The sequence below is a fragment of the Novosphingobium aromaticivorans DSM 12444 genome, from assembly GCF_000013325.1.
Taxonomy (GTDB): domain Bacteria; phylum Pseudomonadota; class Alphaproteobacteria; order Sphingomonadales; family Sphingomonadaceae; genus Novosphingobium; species Novosphingobium aromaticivorans.
Window position 1 is genome coordinate 2,904,539 of record NC_007794.1, and the last position, 19,369, is coordinate 2,923,907.

Sequence of the window (19,369 nt, forward strand, 5' to 3'; positions counted from 1 at the left end):
CCTCAGGACGCAATGCGTTTGCATCGTGGCAGACTTGGCCTAAAGTGAAAAACGAGGGTGGGGTCGCAACGGAGCAATCAGCATTGCTGGCCGAAGCGCATCTCTCTGCCATAATACAATCATCTGATGACGCGATCATAAGCAAGGACCTCTCGGGCACGATCCTGAGCTGGAACCCCGCCGCCACGCGCATCTTCGGATTCTCCGAAGCGGAGATGATCGGCCATTCCGTCCGCCGCCTCATTCCGGCGGAGCGGCAGGCGGAAGAGGACGACATCCTCGCGCGCATCGCCCGTGGCGAGCGGGTGAAGAGCTTCGACACGATGCGGCAGCGAAAGGACGGGGTCCAGATCGCGGTCTCGATCACCGTCTCGCCGGTCTACGACAAGGCGGGCCGCATCGTCGGGGCCAGCAAGATTGCCCGCGACATCACGTCGCGCGAGGAAGGCCAGCGAGCCCTGCGCGAGAGCGAGGCCCGCTTTCGCATGCTGGCCGACAACATCTCGCAGCTCACTTGGGTGGCCGACCGCACGGGCGCCATCGGCTGGTATAACAAACGCTGGTACGACTACACCGGGGTGCCGCACGGTTCGACCGATGGCTGGGGCTGGGATCGCGTGCACCATCCCGACCATCTCGAACGGGTGCGCGAGCATTTTGCCGAGAGCATTGCTGCGGGACGCGAATGGGAGGACACCTTCCCGCTTCTCGGCCGCGACGGGACCTACCGCTGGTTCCTGTCGCGCGCGAAGCCGATCCGGGGCGAGGATGGCGGGATCGTCTACTGGTTCGGCACCAATACCGACGTGACCGAGATGCTCGAGAAGGAAGAGCAGATCCGCGTCCTGCTGATGGAAGTGAACCACCGCTCGAAGAACCTGCTCTCGGTCGTCCAGGCGCTGGCCCGGCGGTCTGGCGGAGGCGATCCCGAGTTCCTGCGCCGTTTCGAGAACCGTCTCGCCAGCCTTTCTGCCAACCAGGACCTGCTGGTGCGGCGCGGTTGGTCGACGATCATGATGGACGAGCTGGCCGACGCCCAGCTCGCGATCCTCGGCCGCGACAGCCGCGAACAGGTCCTGACGCAAGGCCTGTCCCTGGCCCTGAGCCCCCGCAGCGCCGAGATCATCGGCATGGCGCTGCACGAGCTGGCAACCAACGCGCTCAAGTACGGGGCGCTCAGCGTGCCGACCGGCCGCGTTTCGCTGTCATGGGAGGAGACACCGGACGGGCATTTCCAGATCGACTGGCGCGAAAGCGGCGGCCCAGCCGTGCGCGACCCGAAGCAGCACGGCTTCGGGACAACGCTCATCCGCCATATTCCGGCGCGCAGCCTCCACGCAGACGTCACGCTCGACTACGCGCCCGCAGGCCTGCGCTGGCAATTGCGCTGCACCAGCGCGACGGCGCGGACCCTTTCGAGTTAGCCGGCCTTCCCGGCGCCTTCGAGGGCGGCAATTCGCGCCTTGAGCGCCTCGACTTCCTCGCGCGCGGCGGCGGCCATGTCCTTGACCGCGTCAAATTCCTCGCGGCTGACGAAGTCGAGCCCGCCGAACACTTCCCTGGCCTTCTCGCGCGCGTTCTCGCCAGCCTCGCGGCCCATGCCGGCAATCGTCCCGGCGGCGCTGTTCAGCAGCTTGACGAAGTCGGCGATCAGCGGGTTTTCGCTTTGCATTGGCAGAGTCCTGTTGGCGTTACGGACCCGCTATGTGGGCGGGCACGGGCCCGCCCGCAAGGGTCAAATCGAAACGCGGACCGTGCGCGAAGAACCGAAAGCGCCATCCGCCCCGGGATTGAGCCGCCCGATCTCGAAGGTCAGGACGCTCGCAAAGCACACCCACGCGAGATAGGGCAGCAGCAACATCCCCGCGACCGGACGAATCCGCCAGAAAAGCACCAATGTCAGGAGGATCGTGACCGCCATCGCCACCGCGATCCAGAACGCGGCGAGAATCTGGTGCATGGCAAAGAACACAGGCGACCAGGCGAGGTTCAGGGCAAGCTGGACCACGAAGACCGCCACCGCCAACCCACGCCCCGCCGCACCGCGCGCCGAAAGGATCATCGCCAGCGAAATGCCCATGAGCACGTAGAGTGTCGACCAGACGATCGGAAAGGCGACCGGCGGCGGATAGATCGTAGGCTTGACGAGTTCGTCGAACCAGGGATTGCCGGGGCCGCTGCCTGCCGCCTGGCCGGAGAAGAACCCCAGCACCAACAGCAAGGGGACGGTGAACAGGGACCAGCGCAGAAGGCTGGCGCGAAGCTGGCCGGAGGAAGCGAGGTAGTTCATGTCACCCGTTTGCAATGCGACGAAGCGCGATTCGCCTGCGATATTGGCGCTCTGCAGGTAACTGCGCAATGCGAACTGAAACTATCCGCAATCCCACCGGGGGACAGGATCCGGCAAATGTCAGTCGCGACATGCCGATATCAGGAACTCGACGTTGCCTTCCGGGCCGGTGATCGGGCTCTGGACAATGCCCTGGACCTCCCACCCGTCCCCTTCCAGCCAGGCGCGCACTTCGTCGCAGACCCGCTGGTGGAGCTGTGGGTCGCGTACGACCCCGCCCTTGCCGACTTCGGCCTTGCCCACTTCGAACTGCGGCTTGATCAGGGCCACCAGCCGCGTCGGCCGCGTCGCCAGCGCGAGGGGCACTTCCAGCACTTTCCGCAGGGAAATGAAGCTGGCATCGCAGACCACCCAGGTTGCGGGGCGATCGATGTGGGCAGGCGTCAGGATGCGCGCACTGGTCTGTTCCAGCACGGTCACGCGCGGGTCCTGCCGCAGCTTCCAGGCAAGCTGGTTCGTCCCCGAATCCACCGCGAACACGTGCTCGGCGCCATTCTGGAGCAGGACGTCTGTGAACCCGCCGGTGGAACTGCCGATGTCCATTGCCGTGACGCCCGCAGGATCGAGTCCGAAATGCTCGATCGCGTGGGCCAGCTTGATCCCGCCGCGCGAAACCCACGGGTGATCGCGCCCGCGCACGTCGAGTGCCGCGTCGGCCGGGATCGGCTGCCCCGCCTTCGCGATCTTCGTTTCCCCCGAAAACACGAGGCCCGCGAGGATCAGGGCCTGGGCGCGCGCGCGGCTTTCGACAAGCCCGCGCTCAACCAGAAGCTGGTCGACGCGGATCTTCTTGGAGGGGGAGCGGGTTGAGGTCACGGCGCGTTCCTTCCATAACCTTGGCATGAAGATCAATCGCGCAGCACCGTTCCTACCTGCTTTTTCCTGCGCGGCGCTCCTGCTGGTGTCCGCATGCGCGGCTCCGCCTGTGGTTCCGCCCGCGCCACCCCCGCCCGCACCAAGGCCCGCAGCACCGCCCCCGCCTCCGGCACCCGCGCAAAGTCTCAAGGACTGGCGCGATGCCCCCCAGACGCCCGGCGACTGGCGCTTCGAGATGCGCGCGGAAGGCGGGATCGCACGCTTCGGCACGGCCCAAGGCACGCTCTTTGCCCTGTCCTGCAATCGGGAGGCCCGCACGATCACGCTGGTCCGGACGGGAAGCTCCGCGGTTTCGCTGCCGATGACCGTCGCGACCACGAGCGAAACCCGGCCGCTTTCTGCGGAACCCGCCCCTCGGGACGAACCGCACCTCCTCGCCCCCCTTGGCCTCCAGGATACTCTGCTTGATGCAATGGCCTTCAGCAGGGGGCGTTTTCTCGTGGAAGTGAATGGCCTGCCAACGCTTTACCTGCCCGCCTGGGCTGAAGTCGGACGCGTGGTGGAGGATTGTCGCGGGCGGTGAGACGGGAAGGAAACAGGGCCCTTCAGACCGGCACGAAGCGGCAATTCTGACGACAAAATAATTGAATGCAAGTCTTGTTGTTGCAGCGGGAATGACTCACATTGCAGTCAAGATCGAAGAGGCCCACCCCTCGACGGTCCAGCAACCCAAAAGGTTGCGACTTTGGCTCAACAGCGCGAAAGGAGGTGATCCGATGTCTCATGGTTCAGCAGAGAGGTCGGTACAGTCCCGCGCGAGGCATTATCGCTGAGTTTCGATTAAGCGATAAAGGCTTCGTGGGCGGCACTTCCGGCCGCTGACCATGCGAAGGGCCGCTCGGATTGACCGACGCGGCCCTTCACATTTATTACATTCCCCTTGCCTTTCACGCAATAATAGTTCACGGCGCTGCATCTCTGATTCTAGCGCAAGGACTGCCTCCCCATGGCGAGCACCGCCGACACCACTGGCCTCACCTTCACCCGCAATCCGCACCCGGCACCGGTTGCTGCGGACGCGCGTGCCCAGGTGCTGGCCAACCCCGGCTTCGGCACCACCTTCACCGATCACATGGTCGAGATCGACTACGCCGAGGGCCAGGGTTGGCACGATGCGCGCGTCGTCCCTTATGGCCCGATCGCGCTCGATCCGGCGGCCGCCGTCCTGCACTATGCGCAGGAAATCTTCGAAGGGCTCAAGGCCTACCGCCTTGCGGATGGCGGCATCGCGTTGTTCCGGCCCGAGGCGAATGCCCAGCGCTTCAACGCTTCGGCCCGCCGCCTTGCCATGCCCGAGCTGCCGGAGGATCTTTTCGTCGAGGCCGTGCGCCAGCAGGTGCTGGCCGACAAGGACTGGTTCCCCACGGTCGAAGGCGGATCGATGTACCTGCGCCCGTTCATGTTCGCGAGCGAGGCATTCCTCGGCGTTCGCCCTGCACGGCAGTACAAGTTCATGGTCATTGCCAGCCCGGCCGGCAACTACTTCAAGTCCGGCGCACCGGCCGTCTCGATCTGGGTGAGCGACTATACCCGCGCGGCGCCCGGCGGCACCGGCGCGGCCAAGTGCGGCGGCAACTACGCCGCCAGCCTCGTCCCCACGGCCGAGGCGTTTTCGCGCGGGCATGACCAGGTCCTGTTCCTCGACGCTGCCGAACACAAGTGGGTCGAGGAACTGGGGGGCATGAACCTGTTCTTCGTGTTCGACGACGGTTCGATCCTGACCCCGGAACTGACCGGCACGATCCTACCCGGCATCACCCGTTCCAGCCTGCTCACGCTTGCAGCGGAAGAAGGCCTGACCGTGCGCGAAGGCCGCTACAGCCTCGACCAGTGGAAGGCCGACGCCGCATCGGGCAAGCTCATCGAAACCTTTGCCTGCGGCACGGCGGCCGTCGTGACGCCCGTCGGCAAGGTCGCCAGCCGCGATGGCGAGTTCACCATCGGCTCGGGTGGCCCCGGCCAGCTGACCCAGAAGCTGCGCCAGAAGCTGGTAGGCATCCAGCGGGGCGAAATCGCCGATACCCACGGATGGGTCTCGCGCATCGCCTGATGCCCCTCTGCCAAAGGCACGAAAAAGCCCGCCGCTCCTCAGGGAACGGCGGGCTTTTCAATGCTTGCAATATCAGAAGTCGAACTGCGCGCGCATCCCGAGCACGTCCGCCGAATAGCTGCGGTCGGTGCCCGCAGCCACCGCCGCATCGTTGATCCACATGTGGCCGTAGTCCAGAATGAAGCGGACGTAGTCGGTCGGTACCCACAGCAACGACGCGCCGGCGAGCTGCTGGCGGCCACCGATCACCCCGTTGTCGTTGAGGTCGAGCCAGTCGTAGCGGACGTTTACCTGAACCGCACCGATGCCGCCCTTGTCGACCGGATTCTTCGGCTTGATCCGTCCCCAGGCACCATCCGCGAGGCGATAGGGCAGCGTGTCGCCCTTGGTCAGGAACAGGCCCGCCTCGGCATAGCCGCCGTTGAACGTCGGGTCGGCCAGCGCGCCGGGACGATTGGTCTTCATCCACTGCGATTCCGCGGCGAAGTGCAACGGCCCGCCGGTCCATGCGAACTCCAGGCCATAGTTCGTTTCCGACAACGCGCTGATTGCCTTGGTGTCGACGAAGCGCACGTCGGTGGTGTGCGTGAAGGGCCGAGCGCGATAGCGCACGGTTGAATAGCCATCGTTCAGGTCGTGGTAGTGGGCAGAGCCACCGAGGTGGAGTTGCCCGCCCATGAGCTTGGGCTGCAACGCGAAGCGACCGTCGATCGAATAGCTGTTGTTGCTGTCGGCGTTGAGGTCGGACACGTTGTCGGTGAACGCGCCGACCTGGGCCAGCACCATGCCCTTCTGGTACTGCGCCGAAAGGCCGAGGCGGCGCTCGAAGCCGAACGCGGTATTGAACGAGGCGCGTTCCATGAAGCTGGTGAAGAGGTCGGACTCGGTGTCCTCCATCGACTCGAACGGCTTCTGCTGGCCGAGGGTGACCGTAACGTTGCGGATGCCGTTGTAGGTCAGGAACACGTCGGTCAGCTCGACGCTGCTGTTCGCGAAATCGGCCTCGATGCGATATCCGAAGTTGCCGGGAATGGTGCCGTCCACGCCAAGGTAGGCCCGGCGGAATTCAGAACCGATCCCCAGGCTCTTGCTGCCGATGGAGGACGGCGCCATGACCGATGCCGCATCGATCTGAAGACGTCCGCGTGGCTTGAAGCTCCACTTGCCAGCCTTCGGATTCTTGGGATCGACCGGCGATTCGATGCGCGGGCCACCGTCCCACGTGATCGCGACGGGCGGCTTGCCGGTGACGGTGGGCGCGGGGATCGCGGCAACCGCCGTGGCGGTGGCGTCACCCTTGGCCTTTGCCTCGGCGAGCTGGTTCTGCAGCGTCGCGATCTGCGCCTGCATGGCCTGCATGGCGTCCATCTGGCTCTGCATCTGCGACTGCATCTGCTGGAGCTGCGCCTGCAGCGCTGCAAGGTCGGGCTTGGCGGTCGATGCATGGGCCGGGATGCTCCACCCGGCGGCACAGGCCAGCGCGATGACGGAGACGCGCGCTACGGTCTTCATTCGAGAATCCTTCGCTCAGATCCGGGCCGTGGTCGGCTCCGGATTGGTGGCCCTATTATTTCTGATTCGTTACAGTTTGTTGACGGCAAAATTGCTGCAATGTCGCTTTTATGGCGAAGCGTGCTGGCGGTTGCCTAAGCGCCGCCTACGTGGCATCGCTCCCCACATGTTAACCGCGCGATTAGGCGCGAGTGGAGTGAAGGCGAGATGAGCATTTCCTTCGAAGGCCGCGTAGCGATCGTCACCGGAGCGGGCGGTGGCCTTGGCCGCGCTTACGCGCTCGAACTGGCCCGTCGCGGCGCGAAGGTCGTCGTGAACGATCTGGGCGGGTCGCGCGATGGCACCGGCCATTCCGACGCCGCGCTGAAGGTGGTCGAGGAAATCGAGGCCATGGGCGGCGAAGCCATGTCGAACGGCGGTTCGGTCAGCGAATACGAACAGATGGTCGAGATGGTCGCCAAGACGAAGGAGCGCTGGGGCGGCGTCCACGTCCTGATCAACAACGCGGGCATCCTGCGCGACAAGAGCTTCACCAAGATGGACCCGGCCGACTTCGAGATGGTCGTGCGCGTCCACCTTATCGGCTCGGCCTTCGCCACCAAGGCCTGCTGGGATCTGATGCGCGAACAAAACTACGGCCGCATCCTGATGACCGCCTCGTCCACCGGCCTGTTCGGCAACTTCGGCCAGGCCAACTATGGCGCGGCCAAGCTCGGCCTCGCGGGCCTCACCAAGACCCTCTACCTCGAAGGCGCGAAGAACAACATCAAGGTCAACACGCTGGCCCCCGTGGCCGCCACGCGCATGACCGAGGACATCTTCCCCGAGGAAGCGTTCAAGCTGTTCGGTCCCGAAAACGTCGTTCCCGCCGCGCTCTTCCTGGTCTCGGATGATGCCCCGACGAACGCCATCGTCGGCGCAGGCGGCGGTGCATACCACGGCGCGTGGGTGACGATGAACAAGGGCGTCCTCCTGCCCCCCGCCGAACGCACGGTCGAAGGATTCGCCGCCAACTGGGAAAAGATCAACGACCGCACCGGCGACTTCGCCCCGCAATCGGGCGCGGAACAGAGCCAGGTGATCATCGGCCAGTTGCAGGCGGCGATGAAGGGCTAAGCCCAGTCGTTCACCACTGCCCGCCCAACTCAGAACTCACCGTCGCCCCGGACTTGATCCGGGGCCCCGCTGCCGTTTGCGACATCGGCGGCCCGCGCAGCGCTTGAGGAAGAAAAGCGGGGTCCCGCATCAAGTCCGGGACGACGACGGGAGCAGGATCGGGCTGGGATCAACCCAGCCGCAACACCACCGTAACGCCAAACTCTGGCCCGCCGTCAGGCATCTCACTTCCCGCCAGCACCCGGACCGCATCGGCCCGCGCCCGCGCCAGGATCTCCGGCGCGACGCCGGCATCGTGCACCACCACGTCCGCCTGCCCCAGCAGCCGCGCGGTACGCAACGTCAGGTCCTCGGGATCGTTGGACGTCAGCACGATCTCGAACCGACCGGCCTGCCCTTCAGCCCCCGAGGCCAGCCATGTGCCGACCTTTGCCTCGCTCCCTGCACGGAACAGGTCGAGTTCGCCGCCTTCGTCGAGGGCCGCATCCAGCGCGCGCCGGCGGTCCGCCACCGAAGCCCAGCGCGCCCGCATGCCTTCGCGAGCGTCTTCCAGCGCGCGGGCGAGCGCCCCCAGCCCTTGCGGCAGCAGCCGCTCCAGCCGCAGGCGCAGGATCTTGGCGAGGCCCGCCGAGGCCCCGCCCGTGCCCACCGCGATCAACACAGGATCGCGGTCGAGGATCGAGGGCGTGGTGAAATCGCACAGCTCCGGCCGGTCGACCACGTTGACCAGCAGCCCCGCACAGCGCAACCGGATTGCATCGCCCTGCGCGAGGTCCGGGTTGTCGTGCGCTATGAAGGCGAGGCGCGCGCCCTTGTCGATGCCCTCGGCGATATCGCGGATGATCGATCCGCCCGCGCGCTCGATCAGCCGCTGCTTCGCCTCGGCCGCGTCCCCCTCTCCCAGCAGTACGACCGGCTGGCCCGCGATGCGGTGGAAGAGAGGGAGCGACTGCATCACGTTACTTCAGGAAGTCCGGCACGCGCTCGGCGGCAAGGATCGTGGCGGGGTCGATACGGTCGGCCACCACGGCCCACTTCTCGCCATCGACCATCACCTCGGGCACCAGCGGACGCGAGTTGTAGGTGTTGGCCATCGTCGCGCCATAGGCCCCGGCGGTGCGGAAAACCGCCAGGTCCCCGCGCCCGACCTTGTCGATGGTCCGCGCCATGGCGAACGTGTCCGAGCTTTCGCAGATCGGGCCGACGATGTTGGCGACAAAGGTCTCGCCGGTGGGCTCCACCGCAGCAAAATCATGCCAGGCATCGTAAAGTGCCGGCCGCGCCAGATCGTTCATGGCCGCGTCGACCACGACCCACGGGTGCCCCGCGCCTTCCTTCACCCGCACCACCTGCGTCATCAGCACGCCGGTGTTTCCGGTGATCACGCGGCCCGGCTCGAACATCAGGGTCACGCCCCAGTCCGCCGTCACCTTGGCGACCATCGCCGCATATTCCGCAGGTTGCGGGAAGACTTCGCCCGCCTTGTAGGGCACGCCAACGCCGCCGCCCAGATCCATGTGCGTCACCGCATGGCCACCCTCGCGGATCGCGCGCATCAGTCCGCCAACCTTGGTGAACGCGGCTTCCAGCGGATCGAGCTTCGAAAGCTGGCTGCCGATGTGCAGCGCAAGGCCGCGCATGTTCAGCCCCGGCGTATCCGCCAGCCGCGCATAGATCGCAGCCGCCCGGTCGAACGGCACGCCGAACTTGTTCTCGGCCTTGCCCGTTGAGATCTTGCCGTGCGTTCCGGCGTCGACATCCGGATTCACGCGCAGAGCGGCAGAGGCCACCTTGCCCATCGACGCGGCGATCTCGGCAAGCTCGAGCCCCTCTTCCTCGCTTTCGAGGTTGAACTGGCCGATCCCTGCCTCGATCCCCCGGCGCATCTCGGCCTCGGTCTTGCCGACGCCGGAAAACACGATGCCGTCAGGCTTCATGCCCGCGGCCAGCGCCCGCTCCATTTCGCCGCCCGAGACGACATCGGCACCATAACCTTCGGCGGCCAGCACCTTGAGCACGGCGAGGTTGGGGTTGGACTTGACCGCGAAGGCGATCTTCACCGCCGGCAGGATCGACAGTGCATCGCGGAACACGCGGGCGTGGCGCGTCAGCGTGGCACGCGAATAGACATAGACAGGCGTGCCGACTTCGGCCGCGATCACCGGCAGGGCAACGTCTTCGGCATGGAGCACGCCGTTCGAAACTTCAAAATGGTCCATCGGAAAAAAACTCAGTCTTCGGGAGGCAGGTCGAAAGGATCGTCTTCGCGATCCTGCGAGCGGCGACGCGGCTCGACGTTGCGCGCAGGGGCTGCCTGCGCGGGGGGTTTGAGCAGGTCGTCAGCGCCCGGCTGAACCTCGCGGCCATAGGGGATCGGCGGCGGCGTCTGGTCGGGCGCCAGCTTCAGCTCGGCCCGATTGCCACAGCCCGCCAGAGCGAGTGCGCCAAAGCCGACCAGCAGAATGTCCCGCCGAAATCTCAAGCCGATTCCTCCAGCCCCAGCGCCACGCGCGCCTGGGCCACGCGCTTCCTTACCTCGTCCGGCGCGGTTCCGCCATGGCTGCAACGCGCCGCCACGCTCGCCTCGACCGACAGAGCCGCATAGACGCGCTCGTCGATGCGCTCGTCGATCGCCTTGAGGTCCTCGATCGAAAGCTGGTCGAGCGCTATCCCGCGCGATTCGGCCAGCTTCACCGCGGAACCGGTGATGTGGTGCGCCTCGCGGAACGGGATGTTGGCCTGCCGCACCAGCCAGTCGGCAAGGTCGGTCGCCGTGGCATAGCCAAGCTCGGCGGCGGCGCGCATGCGGTCGGTCCGGAACTTCGCCTCGGCCACCATCCCGGTCATTGCCGCGATGGACAGCGCCAGCAGGCTGGCGGCCTCGAACACCGGCGGCTTGTCGTCCTGCATGTCCTTGGAATAGGCCAGCGGCAGGCCCTTCATCGTGATCATCAGCGCGGTCAGGCAGCCGACGATCCGGCCCGAATGGCCGCGCACCAGTTCGGCCGCGTCGGGGTTCTTCTTCTGCGGCATGATGCTGCTGCCGGTCGAAAGGCTGTCGGGCAGCGTCACGAAGCCGAAGGGCTGGCTCGCCCAGATGATGAATTCCTCGGCCAGCCGCGACAGGTGCAGCGAGCACTGCGCGGCGGCCATCAGGTAGTCCAACGCGAAGTCGCGGTCCGACACCGAATCGAGGCTGTTGTCAGTCGGCCCATCGAAGCCCAGCGCCTCGGCAGTGCGGAAGCGGTCGATGGGAAAGCCGGTGCCGGCCAGCGCCGCCGAGCCGAGCGGGCTGCGGTTCATGCGCACCCGCGCATCGGCAAAGCGCGAACGGTCGCGCCCGATCATCTCGTAATAGGCCATCAGGTGGTGGCCCAGCGTCACCGGCTGCGCGGTCTGCAGGTGCGTGAAGCCGGGCATGATCGAAGCGGCATGCTCGCCCGCGCGGCTCACCAGCGCGACCTGCAACTGCTTCAGGCCCAGCTCGGCCTGGTCCATCGCGTCGCGAACCCACAGGCGAAAGTCGGTCGCCACCTGGTCGTTGCGGCTGCGCGCGGTGTGCAGGCGCCCCGCCGCCGGGCCGATCAGTTCGGCAAGGCGGCTCTCGGTGGTCATGTGGATGTCCTCGAGGTCCCAGTTCTCGGGCACCCCGTTGGCCTCGTACTCCGCTGCCACCTGATCGAGCCCACTGGCGATCAGCGCCGCATCCTCGGCCGAGACGATCCCTTGCGCGCCCAGCATGTCCACATGGGCCTTTGACGCGGCGATGTCCTGCCGCCACAACGCCTTGTCGAAGGGAATCGAGGCGTTGATCTCGCGCATGATCGCCGAGGGACCGCCTGCGAAGCGCCCGCCCCACATCTGGTTGGAGCCCGAATTGCCGCTCATGTCCGTCCGCCCGTTCCCATTGTCGCCAAAATTGCTTCTGCTGATGGCGGCGCTCGCCGTCGCGGGGTGCGATAGGCAAGCCGCGCCCGACTCGCAACCGCAGAGCAGCACCGCGCCTGCGGAATCTGCCGCGAAGGGCGAATTCAACGGTACGCTCGACATTGCCAGCCGTGGCAAGGAGATGCCGGACTTCACCGTGACCGACCCGTCCGGCAAGACGCTCAAGCTCCGCGATCTCAAGGGAACGCCGGTCCTCGTGAACCTCTGGGCAACCTGGTGCGGCCCCTGCGTCCTCGAAATGCCGATGCTCGACAAGCTGGCGGCGGACAACGACGGCAGGCTGCGCGTGCTCACGATCTCGCAGGACATCGAAGGCGCCGCCAAGGTTGCGCCCTTCTATGCCGAGCGGAAGTTCGCGAAACTGGAACCCTGGCTCGATCCCGAGAACAACCTCGGTTTTCACTATGAAACAGGAATGCTGCCGACGACCGTCCTCTACGACAAGGACGGCAAGGAAGTCTGGCGCATGATTGGCGCGCACGACTGGTCGGGGTCGAGAACGGCGGCGATGCTTGCCGAAACCCTCGGGAAGTAAACGCGAAATGGGGCGCGTCGAACGCGCCTTGCGCAAACATCGTTTGACATATCCCGCCGCGCCACTAGAGCGACCGGCGGGCCACGCGGTCCCAACGCCGCGCGTGCTCTCTGCAAGGAGAGACTACATGTCTGCTACGATTCCGGCTCGCAAGCCTGCGCGCCCCTTCTTCTCGTCCGGTCCCTGCGCCAAGCCGCCCGGATACTCCCCCGAAAAGCTCGCCACCGAATCGCTCGGCCGCTCGCATCGCGCCAAGATCGGCAAGACGCGCCTTCAGTACTGCATCGACCTGATGCGCGAAGTGCTGCAGCTTCCCGATACGCATCGCATCGGCATCGTGCCGGGTTCGGACACCGGCGCTTTCGAGATGGCGATGTGGACGATGCTGGGTGCCCGCCCGGTGACGACGCTTGCCTGGGAATCGTTCGGTGAAGGTTGGGTCACCGATGCCGCCAAGCAGCTCAAGCTCGATCCCACGGTGCTGCGCGCCGACTATGGCCAGATCCCCGATCTGAACGCGATCGACTGGTCGAACGACGTGCTGTTCACCTGGAACGGCACGACTTCGGGCGTGCGCGTGCCGAACGCCGATTTCATCCCCGCCGACCGCGAGGGCCTGGCCTTCGCCGACGCCACTTCGGCGGTTTTCGCCTACGACATCGACTGGTCGAAGATCGACGTCGCCACCTTCTCCTGGCAGAAGGTGCTGGGCGGCGAAGGCGGCCACGGCGTGCTGATCCTCGGCCCCCGCGCTGTCGAACGGCTTGAAACCTACACCCCTGCCTGGCCGCTGCCCAAGGTGTTCCGCCTCGTGTCCAAGGGCAAGCTCGCCGAGGGCGTGTTCAAGGGCGAAACGATCAACACCCCCTCGATGCTCGCGGTCGAAGACGCGATCTTCGCGCTCGAATGGGCAAAGGGTCTTGGCGGTCTCGAAGGCCTCCAGGCACGCAGCGATGCCAATGCGGCGGCGCTGAACAAGATCGTCGAAGAACGCTCGTGGCTCTCGCACCTCGCCGCCGACGAAGCGACCCGGTCGAAGACCTCGGTCTGCCTCTCGGTCGAAGGCGCGGATGCCGACTTCATCAAGAAGTTCGCAGGCCTGCTCGAAAAGCAGGGCGCGGCCTATGACATCGCCGGTTACCGCGATGCCCCGGCCGGCCTGCGCATCTGGTGCGGCGCGACCGTCAATGCCGAGGACATCGCCGATCTCGGTCCGTGGCTCGACTGGGCCTACGAGACGACCAGGGCCGAACTGGCCGCCGCCTGATTCTCGGGGCCTGACCAAGACCTGGCGCTGCTGCAGAGTAGCGCCAGGACCTTCCCGTTCTTCCAGTCGTCACCCTGAACTTGTTTCAGGGTCCATCTCTCCCCCTCAACCGACATTTCCGGCCGAGGGATGGATGCTGAAACGAGTTCAGCATGACGGTGTCTCATTCTGATGGATTGGATCGAAACATGACCAAGCCTAAAGTCCTGATTTCCGACAAGATGGACCCCAACGCCGCCCGCATCTTCACCGAGATGGGCTGCGACGTCGATGTGATCACCGGCGAGACGCCGGAACAGCTCATCGCCCGCATCGGCGAGTACGATGGCCTTGCCATCCGTTCCTCGACCAAGGTGACCAAGGCGATCCTCGATGCCGCCACCAACCTCAAGGTCATCGGCCGCGCCGGCATCGGCGTCGACAACGTCGATATCCCGGCAGCATCGGCGCAGGGCGTGGTGGTCATGAACACCCCGTTCGGCAACTCGATCACCACTGCCGAACACGCCATCGCGATGATGTTCGCGCTCGCGCGGCAGATCCCCGAAGCCAACGCCCAGACCCAGGCGGGCCTGTGGCCGAAGAACGGCTTCATGGGCGTTGAAGTCACCGGCAAGACGCTCGGCCTGATCGGCGCGGGCAACATCGGCTCGATCGTCGCCTCGCGTGCGCTGGGCCTGAAGATGAAGGTCGTTGCCTTCGACCCGTTCCTGACGCCCGAACGCGCCGTGGAAATGGGTGTCGAGAAGGCCGATCTCGAAACGCTGCTGGCCAAGGCGGACTTCATCACGCTGCACACGCCTCTGACCGACCAGACCCGCAACATCCTCAGCCGCGAGAACATCGCCAAGTGCAAGAAGGGCGTGCGCATCATCAACTGCGCGCGTGGCGGTCTCGTCGATGAAGCCGCCCTCAAGGACGCGCTCGATTCCGGCCACGTCGCCGGCGCCGCGCTCGACGTGTTCGAGACCGAGCCCGCCAAGGAATCGCCGCTGTTCGGCACCCCGAACTTCATCTGCACCCCGCACCTGGGCGCGAGCACGACCGAAGCGCAGGTCAACGTGGCGCTCCAGGTGGCCGAGCAGATGGCGGACTTCCTCGTCACCGGCGGCGTCACCAACGCGCTCAACATGCCTTCGCTCTCGGCCGAGGAAGCGCCGAAGCTGCGCCCCTACATGGCGCTGGCCGAAAAGCTGGGCAGCCTCGTCGGCCAGCTTGCGCACGACAACCTCACCAAGATCGCCATCGAGGTCGAGGGCGCTGCCGCGCAGCTCAACCAGAAGCCGATCACCGCGGCTGTCCTGGCCGGCCTGATGAAGCAGTATTCGCAGACCGTGAACATGGTCAACGCGCCGTTCCTCGCCAAGGAACGCGGGCTGGACGTTCGCGAAGTGCGCCATGACCGCGAGGGCGAATACCGCACGCTGGTGCGCGTCACCGTCAGCACTTCGCAGGGCGAACGTTCGGTGGCCGGCACGCTGTTCGGCAACGGCCAGCCGCGCCTCGTCGAGATCTTCGGCATCGGCATCGAGGCCGACCTCGACGGCGACATGCTCTACATCGTCAACTCCGACGCGCCCGGCTTCATCGGCCGCATCGGCACGCTGCTGGGTCAGAACACGATCAACATCGGCACCTTCCACCTCGGCCGCCGCGAAGCTGGTGGCGAGGCCGTGCTGCTGCTGTCGCTCGACAACCCGGTCAGCGAGGACGTTCTCAAGGAAGCTCGCGAAATCCAGGGCGTTCGGGTCGTCAAGGCGCTCAAGTTCGCCTGATCCCGCCAAAGGCTTTCGCCGCCCGTTCCCCTCCAGACCTTCGAGGAGCGGGCGGCGAAGACGCCAGGGTTGCAATTTGCCGTCGCGGGATTTCCCCTGCGGCGGCAAATTGCTTTTTGGGGGTCGCAGTGCTTTTTGCGAAAAACCGGTTCCCACTTTTTCGCGCTATGCTTTAGGGGCACCGAATCATGGACACCAGCGACCCCGATCTGCTGCCGGAAGGCCTCGAAGACCGTCTGCCCCGCGATGCGGCCACCGCCACGCGCGTCATGCGCGCGATCCACGGCGTGATGCACGGCCACGGCTACGACCGGGTCATGCCCCCGTCCATCGAGTACGAGCGCAGCTTCGCCGCGCGCATGGCCGGCATCCAGTCGCGCCGCATGTTCCGCTTCGTCGATCCGTCGAGCCTGCGCATGATGGCCCTGCGAAGCGACTTCACCCCGCAGATCGGCCGCCTTGCCGAAACGCGCCTGGCCGAAGCGCCGCGTCCGTTGCGCCTGTGCTATGCGGGCCAGGTCGTCACGATCAAGGCTGACGGCCTCAACCCCTCGCGCGAAAAGCTCCAGTGCGGCGCCGAACTCGTCGGTGCCGACAATGTCGCCGCCGCCGCCGAAGTCGTCGCCATCGCCATCGAGGCACTTCAGGCCGCGGGCGCCACGGGCGTCAGCGTCGATTTCACGCTGCCCGACCTGGTCGATACGCTGGCCGAAAAGGCCCTCCCCCTGGCCCCCGGCCAGATCGAGGCCGTCCGCCGCGAACTCGACACCAAGGACGCAGGCGGCCTGCGCGATGTCGGCGGCGAAGCCTACGTGCCGTTGCTCTACGCCACCGGCGAATTCGACACGGCGATCGACAAGCTTGCCGCGATCGATGCCGGCGGCGCGCTTGCCAGCCGCATCGACGCGCTCCGGCAGATCGCCGCTCGCCTCGGCGGCGCAGCGCGCCTGACGCTGGACCCGAGCGAGCGCCATGGCTTCGAATACCAGACCTGGTTCGGCTTCACCCTCTATGCCGAAGGGGTGCGCGGCATCGTCGGGCGCGGCGGCACCTATCGCATCGCGGGTTCCGATGCCGATGCACGTCAGGCCAATGCACGACAGCAAGGCGAAGCCGCCACCGGCTTCTCGCTCTATCCCAACGCCCTGATCGATCTCCTGGCCGCGAACGAGCCCGCCGAAGATACCGTCTTCCTCCCGCTCGGCCATGACCGCGACGAAGCCGCCCGCCTGCGCGCCATCGGCTGGCGAACGGTCGCGGCGCTCAGCGAAGCGGACAGCGCGGACGCTCTCCGCTGCACGCACATGCTCGGCGCGAACGGACCGGAAAAGCTGGCATAAGCTCTTCCCAGGGTCGGGCCCGACCGGCGCCTGCCCCTGGTCAGCTTCCGAACGTCGCTTTCAGCCACCGATCCATCACGGGCGTCGCTGCATAGTCGGGCTCGCCCAGCTTGCGGTTGATTTCGGCGTGACCTTGCAGCCCGGTCCCGGGAAAGCTGCCGAACTCCACGCTCGTCCCGCCCCGCCGCAATGCGGCACCCAGCGCCTCGGCCTGCGCCACGCCATCCTTGCGCTGCACGTGCAGCAGCAGGAAGCGCGGCGCGTTCGGCGCGGCCGCGTGGAAGGTCGGAGACAATGCCTTCTGCCGCGCGGGATCGGTTCCGAAAGCCTGCTTGTAGGTGTCCATCATCATGCGACCGGCCTGCCTCATTTGTGCGGGGACGTCGTATGCAGCGCCGTCGTTCGGGATCACCCCGTCGATGTCCGCCAACGAAAGCCCCGCGCCACGCAAGTACTGCTCGTCGGTCCCGACAAGCGCCACCAGATGCGCGCCCGCGCTGTGCCCCATTATAACCACCCGCGACCGGTCGATGCCCAGGGCGCCAGCCTTGCCGAGCAGATAGGCCAGTGCCTGCGCCACGTCCTGCGCCTGCTGTTCCACTGTCGCAGCGGGCACCAGTCGATAGTTGATCGAGGCGAAGGCATAGCCCTGCTGCACCAGGTGGCCGGGCAAGGCGTTGCCCATCGCCGTGTCCTTCGACCCCCGCTTCCACCCGCCGCCGTGGACGTACAGCACCAGCGGCGCCGCCTTTGCCGCCTTTGGCACCCACAGGTCCAGAACCTGCAGCGGGTCGCCGCCATAGCTGAGTGTCTTGGCACCCGTAGCCCGTGTCCTGGCGCCCTGCCTGTCCCCGTGCTGCCCGTCCCCGTGCTGCCCGTCCCCGCGCTGTCCGGCGCGGTCCCCCATGCGCTCGCGCAGTCGCTGCCCGATCTGCGCATCGGCCACGCCCGCATCCAGCACCGCGAGTGAAAGCACCGCCAGTGAAATCGCGCCCGCGATCCAGCCCTTCTTCATGTCCGTACCCCCCCTGTCCGTCCACTGGCCCGGCCTCGAAGCACGAAGGTTGCGCAATGCCGGCTTTACCATCGCTGAATCGATCGCTTCGCCTCTCCCGCCCTTGACTTGTCGCCCCTTCCGACCCTAGGGCGCGCTTCGAAAAACCGGGGCCGTGCCCCGCCCATCCATCCCGTTTCGCCGAGTCCTGTCGAAGGGCGTCTTGAGGATCCACCTGGCAGGGTGGAGGAGTGTATTCATGGCCAATGTAACCGTGATTGGTGCCCAGTGGGGCGATGAAGGCAAGGGCAAGATCGTGGACTGGCTCGCCAGCCGCGCCGATGCCGTCGTCCGTTTCCAGGGCGGCCACAATGCCGGCCACACCCTCGTCGTGGGCGAACAGGTCTACAAGCTCTCGCTGCTGCCTTCGGGCATCGTCACCGGCACGCTGTCGATCATCGGCAACGGCGTCGTGCTCGATCCCTGGGCCTTGAAGGCAGAGATCGAGAAGCTGACCGGCCAGGGCGTCGAGATCAATGCCGAGAACTTCGCCATTGCCGACAATTGCCCGCTGATTCTCCCGCTCCACCGCGATCTCGACGGCCTGCGCGAACAGGCCGCCGGCGCCGGCAAGATCGGCACCACCGGTCGGGGCATCGGCCCGGCCTATGAAGACAAGGTCGGCCGCCGCGCGATCCGCGTCTGCGACCTCGCTCATCTCGATGCGCTCGATGCGCAGCTCGACCGCCTTTGCGCCCACCACGATGCACTGCGCGCCGGCTTCGGCCAGCCGCCGGTGGACCGCGCCGCCCTGATCGAGGAACTGCGTGAAATCGCGCCATACGTGCTGCAGTTCGCCCAGCCCGTGTGGAAGCGCCTCAATACCGTCCGCAAGGCCGGCGCGCGCATCCTGTTCGAAGGCGCCCAGGGCGTGCTGCTCGACGTCGATCACGGCACCTATCCGTTCGTCACCTCGTCGAACACCGTTTCCGGCACCGCCGCTTCGGGTTCGGGCCTCGGCCCCGCGCAGACCGGCTTCGTGCTGGGCATCGTCAAGGCCTACACCACCCGCGTCGGCTCCGGTCCCTTCCCGACCGAGCTCGAGGACGAGACCGGCCAGCGCCTTGGCGAACGCGGCCACGAATTCGGCACGGTCACGGGCCGCAAGCGCCGCTGCGGCTGGTTCGACGCCGTGCTGGTGCGCCAGTCCTGCGCGATCTCCGGCGTGACCGGCATCGCGCTGACCAAGCTCGACGTGCTCGACGGCTTTGAAAAGGTGAAGATCTGCACCGGCTACCGCCTGCGCGGCAAGGTGCTGGACTACTTCCCCAGCCACGCGGCCGACCAGGCCGAAGTCGAGCCGATCTACGAGGAAATGGACGGCTGGAGCGGCACCACCGCCGGTGCCCGCTCATGGGCCGATCTGCCTGCCCAGGCGATCAAGTACATCCAGCGCGTGCAGGAACTGATCGAAACGCCGGTCGCGCTGGTCTCCACCAGCCCGGAACGCGAGGACACGATCCTCGTCCGCGATCCCTTCGTCGACTGATCGTCCCGCGCCCTCTCCCTTCGGGGAGAGGGTTGGTTAGCAACGCTGGTTGAGCTA

18 protein-coding genes are annotated in these 19,369 nt (G+C 66.3%); 9 read left to right on the forward strand and 9 right to left on the reverse strand.

The window, feature by feature from the left end; genetic code table 11:
- Nucleotides 1–83 precede the first annotated feature (83 nt).
- Complete coding sequence (locus SARO_RS13535) at nt 84–1,424, forward strand: PAS domain S-box protein (RefSeq protein ID WP_011446308.1); 1,341 nt, start codon at nt 84–86, stop codon at nt 1,422–1,424.
- On the opposite strand, the gene SARO_RS13540 is transcribed toward SARO_RS13535, so the two are convergent.
- The 3 genes from SARO_RS13540 to SARO_RS13550 form a co-directional block, all read right to left on the reverse strand.
- Entirely contained in the window at nt 1,421–1,672 is a 252-nt protein-coding gene (locus SARO_RS13540; protein ID WP_011446309.1) for an accessory factor UbiK family protein, read from the reverse strand. The two genes, SARO_RS13535 and SARO_RS13540, sit on opposite strands and share 4 nt — an antisense overlap.
- 63 nt (nt 1,673–1,735) lie before the next feature.
- Complete coding sequence (locus SARO_RS13545) at nt 1,736–2,290, reverse strand: TspO/MBR family protein (protein ID WP_011446310.1); 555 nt, start codon at nt 2,288–2,290, stop codon at nt 1,736–1,738.
- 120 nt (nt 2,291–2,410) lie between these two features.
- Nucleotides 2,411–3,166: a TlyA family RNA methyltransferase gene (locus SARO_RS13550; RefSeq protein ID WP_011446311.1), complete on the reverse strand. Its 756-nt coding sequence runs from the start codon at nt 3,164–3,166 to the stop codon at nt 2,411–2,413.
- A 25-nt stretch (nt 3,167–3,191) separates the two neighbouring features.
- Here SARO_RS13550 and SARO_RS13555 point away from each other — a divergent pair, with 25 nt between their 5' ends.
- Both SARO_RS13555 and SARO_RS13560 read left to right on the forward strand, forming a co-directional pair.
- Nucleotides 3,192–3,749: a hypothetical protein gene (locus SARO_RS13555; protein ID WP_041550391.1), complete on the forward strand. Its 558-nt coding sequence runs from the start codon at nt 3,192–3,194 to the stop codon at nt 3,747–3,749.
- 423 nt (nt 3,750–4,172) lie between these two features.
- Nucleotides 4,173–5,276 carry a branched-chain amino acid aminotransferase gene (locus tag SARO_RS13560; RefSeq protein ID WP_011446313.1) on the forward strand — a complete coding sequence of 368 codons (1,104 nt, stop codon included), beginning with the start codon at nt 4,173–4,175 and terminating at the stop codon, nt 5,274–5,276.
- A gap of 72 nt (nt 5,277–5,348) precedes the next feature.
- Here the strand turns inward: SARO_RS13560 and SARO_RS13565 are convergent, their stop codons facing one another.
- Entirely contained in the window at nt 5,349–6,788 is a 1,440-nt protein-coding gene (locus SARO_RS13565) for an OprO/OprP family phosphate-selective porin (RefSeq protein WP_011446314.1), read from the reverse strand.
- A gap of 207 nt (nt 6,789–6,995) precedes the next feature.
- Here SARO_RS13565 and SARO_RS13570 point away from each other — a divergent pair, with 207 nt between their 5' ends.
- Nucleotides 6,996–7,904 (forward strand): SDR family NAD(P)-dependent oxidoreductase, encoded by a 909-nt coding sequence (locus SARO_RS13570; protein WP_011446315.1) that lies wholly within the window; start codon nt 6,996–6,998, stop codon nt 7,902–7,904.
- 169 nt (nt 7,905–8,073) lie between these two features.
- Here SARO_RS13570 and SARO_RS13575 read toward each other — a convergent pair whose 3' ends face one another.
- The 4 genes from SARO_RS13575 to argH are packed head-to-tail and all read right to left on the reverse strand — an operon-like array spanning nt 8,074 to nt 11,765.
- Nucleotides 8,074–8,859 (reverse strand): precorrin-2 dehydrogenase/sirohydrochlorin ferrochelatase family protein, encoded by a 786-nt coding sequence (locus SARO_RS13575; RefSeq protein WP_011446316.1) that lies wholly within the window; start codon nt 8,857–8,859, stop codon nt 8,074–8,076.
- 4 nt (nt 8,860–8,863) lie between these two features.
- On the reverse strand, nt 8,864–10,123 hold the full coding sequence (gene lysA, locus SARO_RS13580; RefSeq protein WP_011446317.1) for a diaminopimelate decarboxylase: 1,260 nt from the start codon (nt 10,121–10,123) through the stop codon (nt 8,864–8,866).
- 11 nt (nt 10,124–10,134) lie between these two features.
- The gene (locus tag SARO_RS13585) at nt 10,135–10,386 is read right to left on the reverse strand and encodes a hypothetical protein (RefSeq protein ID WP_011446318.1); all 252 of its coding nucleotides are present in this window, start codon (nt 10,384–10,386) and stop codon (nt 10,135–10,137) included.
- Entirely contained in the window at nt 10,383–11,765 is a 1,383-nt protein-coding gene (gene argH / locus SARO_RS13590) for an argininosuccinate lyase (protein WP_049759535.1), read from the reverse strand. The genes SARO_RS13585 and argH overlap by 4 nt, the downstream gene beginning before the upstream one ends.
- A 70-nt stretch (nt 11,766–11,835) precedes the next feature.
- Here argH and SARO_RS13595 point away from each other — a divergent pair, with 70 nt between their 5' ends.
- The 4 genes from SARO_RS13595 (at nt 11,836) to SARO_RS13610 (ending at nt 16,769) form a co-directional block, all read left to right on the forward strand.
- A complete protein-coding gene (locus SARO_RS13595) occupies nt 11,836–12,387 on the forward strand; it encodes a TlpA family protein disulfide reductase (protein WP_011446320.1) in 552 nt (183 codons plus the stop codon).
- A 127-nt stretch (nt 12,388–12,514) separates the two neighbouring features.
- A complete protein-coding gene (locus SARO_RS13600) occupies nt 12,515–13,654 on the forward strand; it encodes a phosphoserine transaminase (protein ID WP_011446321.1) in 1,140 nt (379 codons plus the stop codon).
- A 188-nt stretch (nt 13,655–13,842) separates the two neighbouring features.
- Nucleotides 13,843–15,429, forward strand: a complete 1,587-nt coding sequence (gene serA, locus SARO_RS13605) for a phosphoglycerate dehydrogenase (protein WP_041550394.1) — start codon at nt 13,843–13,845, stop codon at nt 15,427–15,429.
- A 188-nt stretch (nt 15,430–15,617) separates the two neighbouring features.
- Nucleotides 15,618–16,769, forward strand: a complete 1,152-nt coding sequence (locus tag SARO_RS13610) for an ATP phosphoribosyltransferase regulatory subunit (protein ID WP_011446323.1) — start codon at nt 15,618–15,620, stop codon at nt 16,767–16,769.
- Nucleotides 16,770–16,809: 40 nt separating this feature from the next.
- On the opposite strand, the gene SARO_RS13615 is transcribed toward SARO_RS13610, so the two are convergent.
- Complete coding sequence (locus tag SARO_RS13615; RefSeq protein WP_011446324.1) at nt 16,810–17,784, reverse strand: alpha/beta hydrolase; 975 nt, start codon at nt 17,782–17,784, stop codon at nt 16,810–16,812.
- Between the two features lie 238 nt (nt 17,785–18,022).
- Here SARO_RS13615 and SARO_RS13620 point away from each other — a divergent pair, with 238 nt between their 5' ends.
- Entirely contained in the window at nt 18,023–19,312 is a 1,290-nt protein-coding gene (locus tag SARO_RS13620) for an adenylosuccinate synthase (protein WP_011446325.1), read from the forward strand.
- Nucleotides 19,313–19,369 lie beyond the last annotated feature (57 nt).

What these genes read in the sequence shown, in the direction of transcription:
- SARO_RS13540 (WP_011446309.1), bottom strand. Translation starts at nt 1,672, where the DNA reads ATGCAAAGCGAAAACCCGCTGATCGCCGACTTCGTCAAGCTGCTGAAC.
- SARO_RS13545 (WP_011446310.1), bottom strand. Translation starts at nt 2,290, where the DNA reads ATGAACTACCTCGCTTCCTCCGGCCAGCTTCGCGCCAGCCTTCTGCGC.
- SARO_RS13555 (WP_041550391.1), top strand. Translation starts at nt 3,192, where the DNA reads ATGAAGATCAATCGCGCAGCACCGTTCCTACCTGCTTTTTCCTGCGCG.
- SARO_RS13560 (WP_011446313.1), top strand. Translation starts at nt 4,173, where the DNA reads ATGGCGAGCACCGCCGACACCACTGGCCTCACCTTCACCCGCAATCCG.
- SARO_RS13565 (WP_011446314.1), bottom strand. Translation starts at nt 6,788, where the DNA reads ATGAAGACCGTAGCGCGCGTCTCCGTCATCGCGCTGGCCTGTGCCGCC.
- SARO_RS13570 (WP_011446315.1), top strand. Translation starts at nt 6,996, where the DNA reads ATGAGCATTTCCTTCGAAGGCCGCGTAGCGATCGTCACCGGAGCGGGC.
- SARO_RS13575 (WP_011446316.1), bottom strand. Translation starts at nt 8,859, where the DNA reads ATGCAGTCGCTCCCTCTCTTCCACCGCATCGCGGGCCAGCCGGTCGTA.
- lysA (WP_011446317.1), bottom strand. Translation starts at nt 10,123, where the DNA reads ATGGACCATTTTGAAGTTTCGAACGGCGTGCTCCATGCCGAAGACGTT.
- argH (WP_049759535.1), bottom strand. Translation starts at nt 11,765, where the DNA reads ATGTGGGGCGGGCGCTTCGCAGGCGGTCCCTCGGCGATCATGCGCGAG.
- SARO_RS13595 (WP_011446320.1), top strand. Translation starts at nt 11,836, where the DNA reads ATGGCGGCGCTCGCCGTCGCGGGGTGCGATAGGCAAGCCGCGCCCGAC.
- SARO_RS13600 (WP_011446321.1), top strand. Translation starts at nt 12,515, where the DNA reads ATGTCTGCTACGATTCCGGCTCGCAAGCCTGCGCGCCCCTTCTTCTCG.
- serA (WP_041550394.1), top strand. Translation starts at nt 13,843, where the DNA reads ATGACCAAGCCTAAAGTCCTGATTTCCGACAAGATGGACCCCAACGCC.
- SARO_RS13610 (WP_011446323.1), top strand. Translation starts at nt 15,618, where the DNA reads ATGGACACCAGCGACCCCGATCTGCTGCCGGAAGGCCTCGAAGACCGT.
- SARO_RS13615 (WP_011446324.1), bottom strand. Translation starts at nt 17,784, where the DNA reads ATGAAGAAGGGCTGGATCGCGGGCGCGATTTCACTGGCGGTGCTTTCA.
- SARO_RS13620 (WP_011446325.1), top strand. Translation starts at nt 18,023, where the DNA reads ATGGCCAATGTAACCGTGATTGGTGCCCAGTGGGGCGATGAAGGCAAG.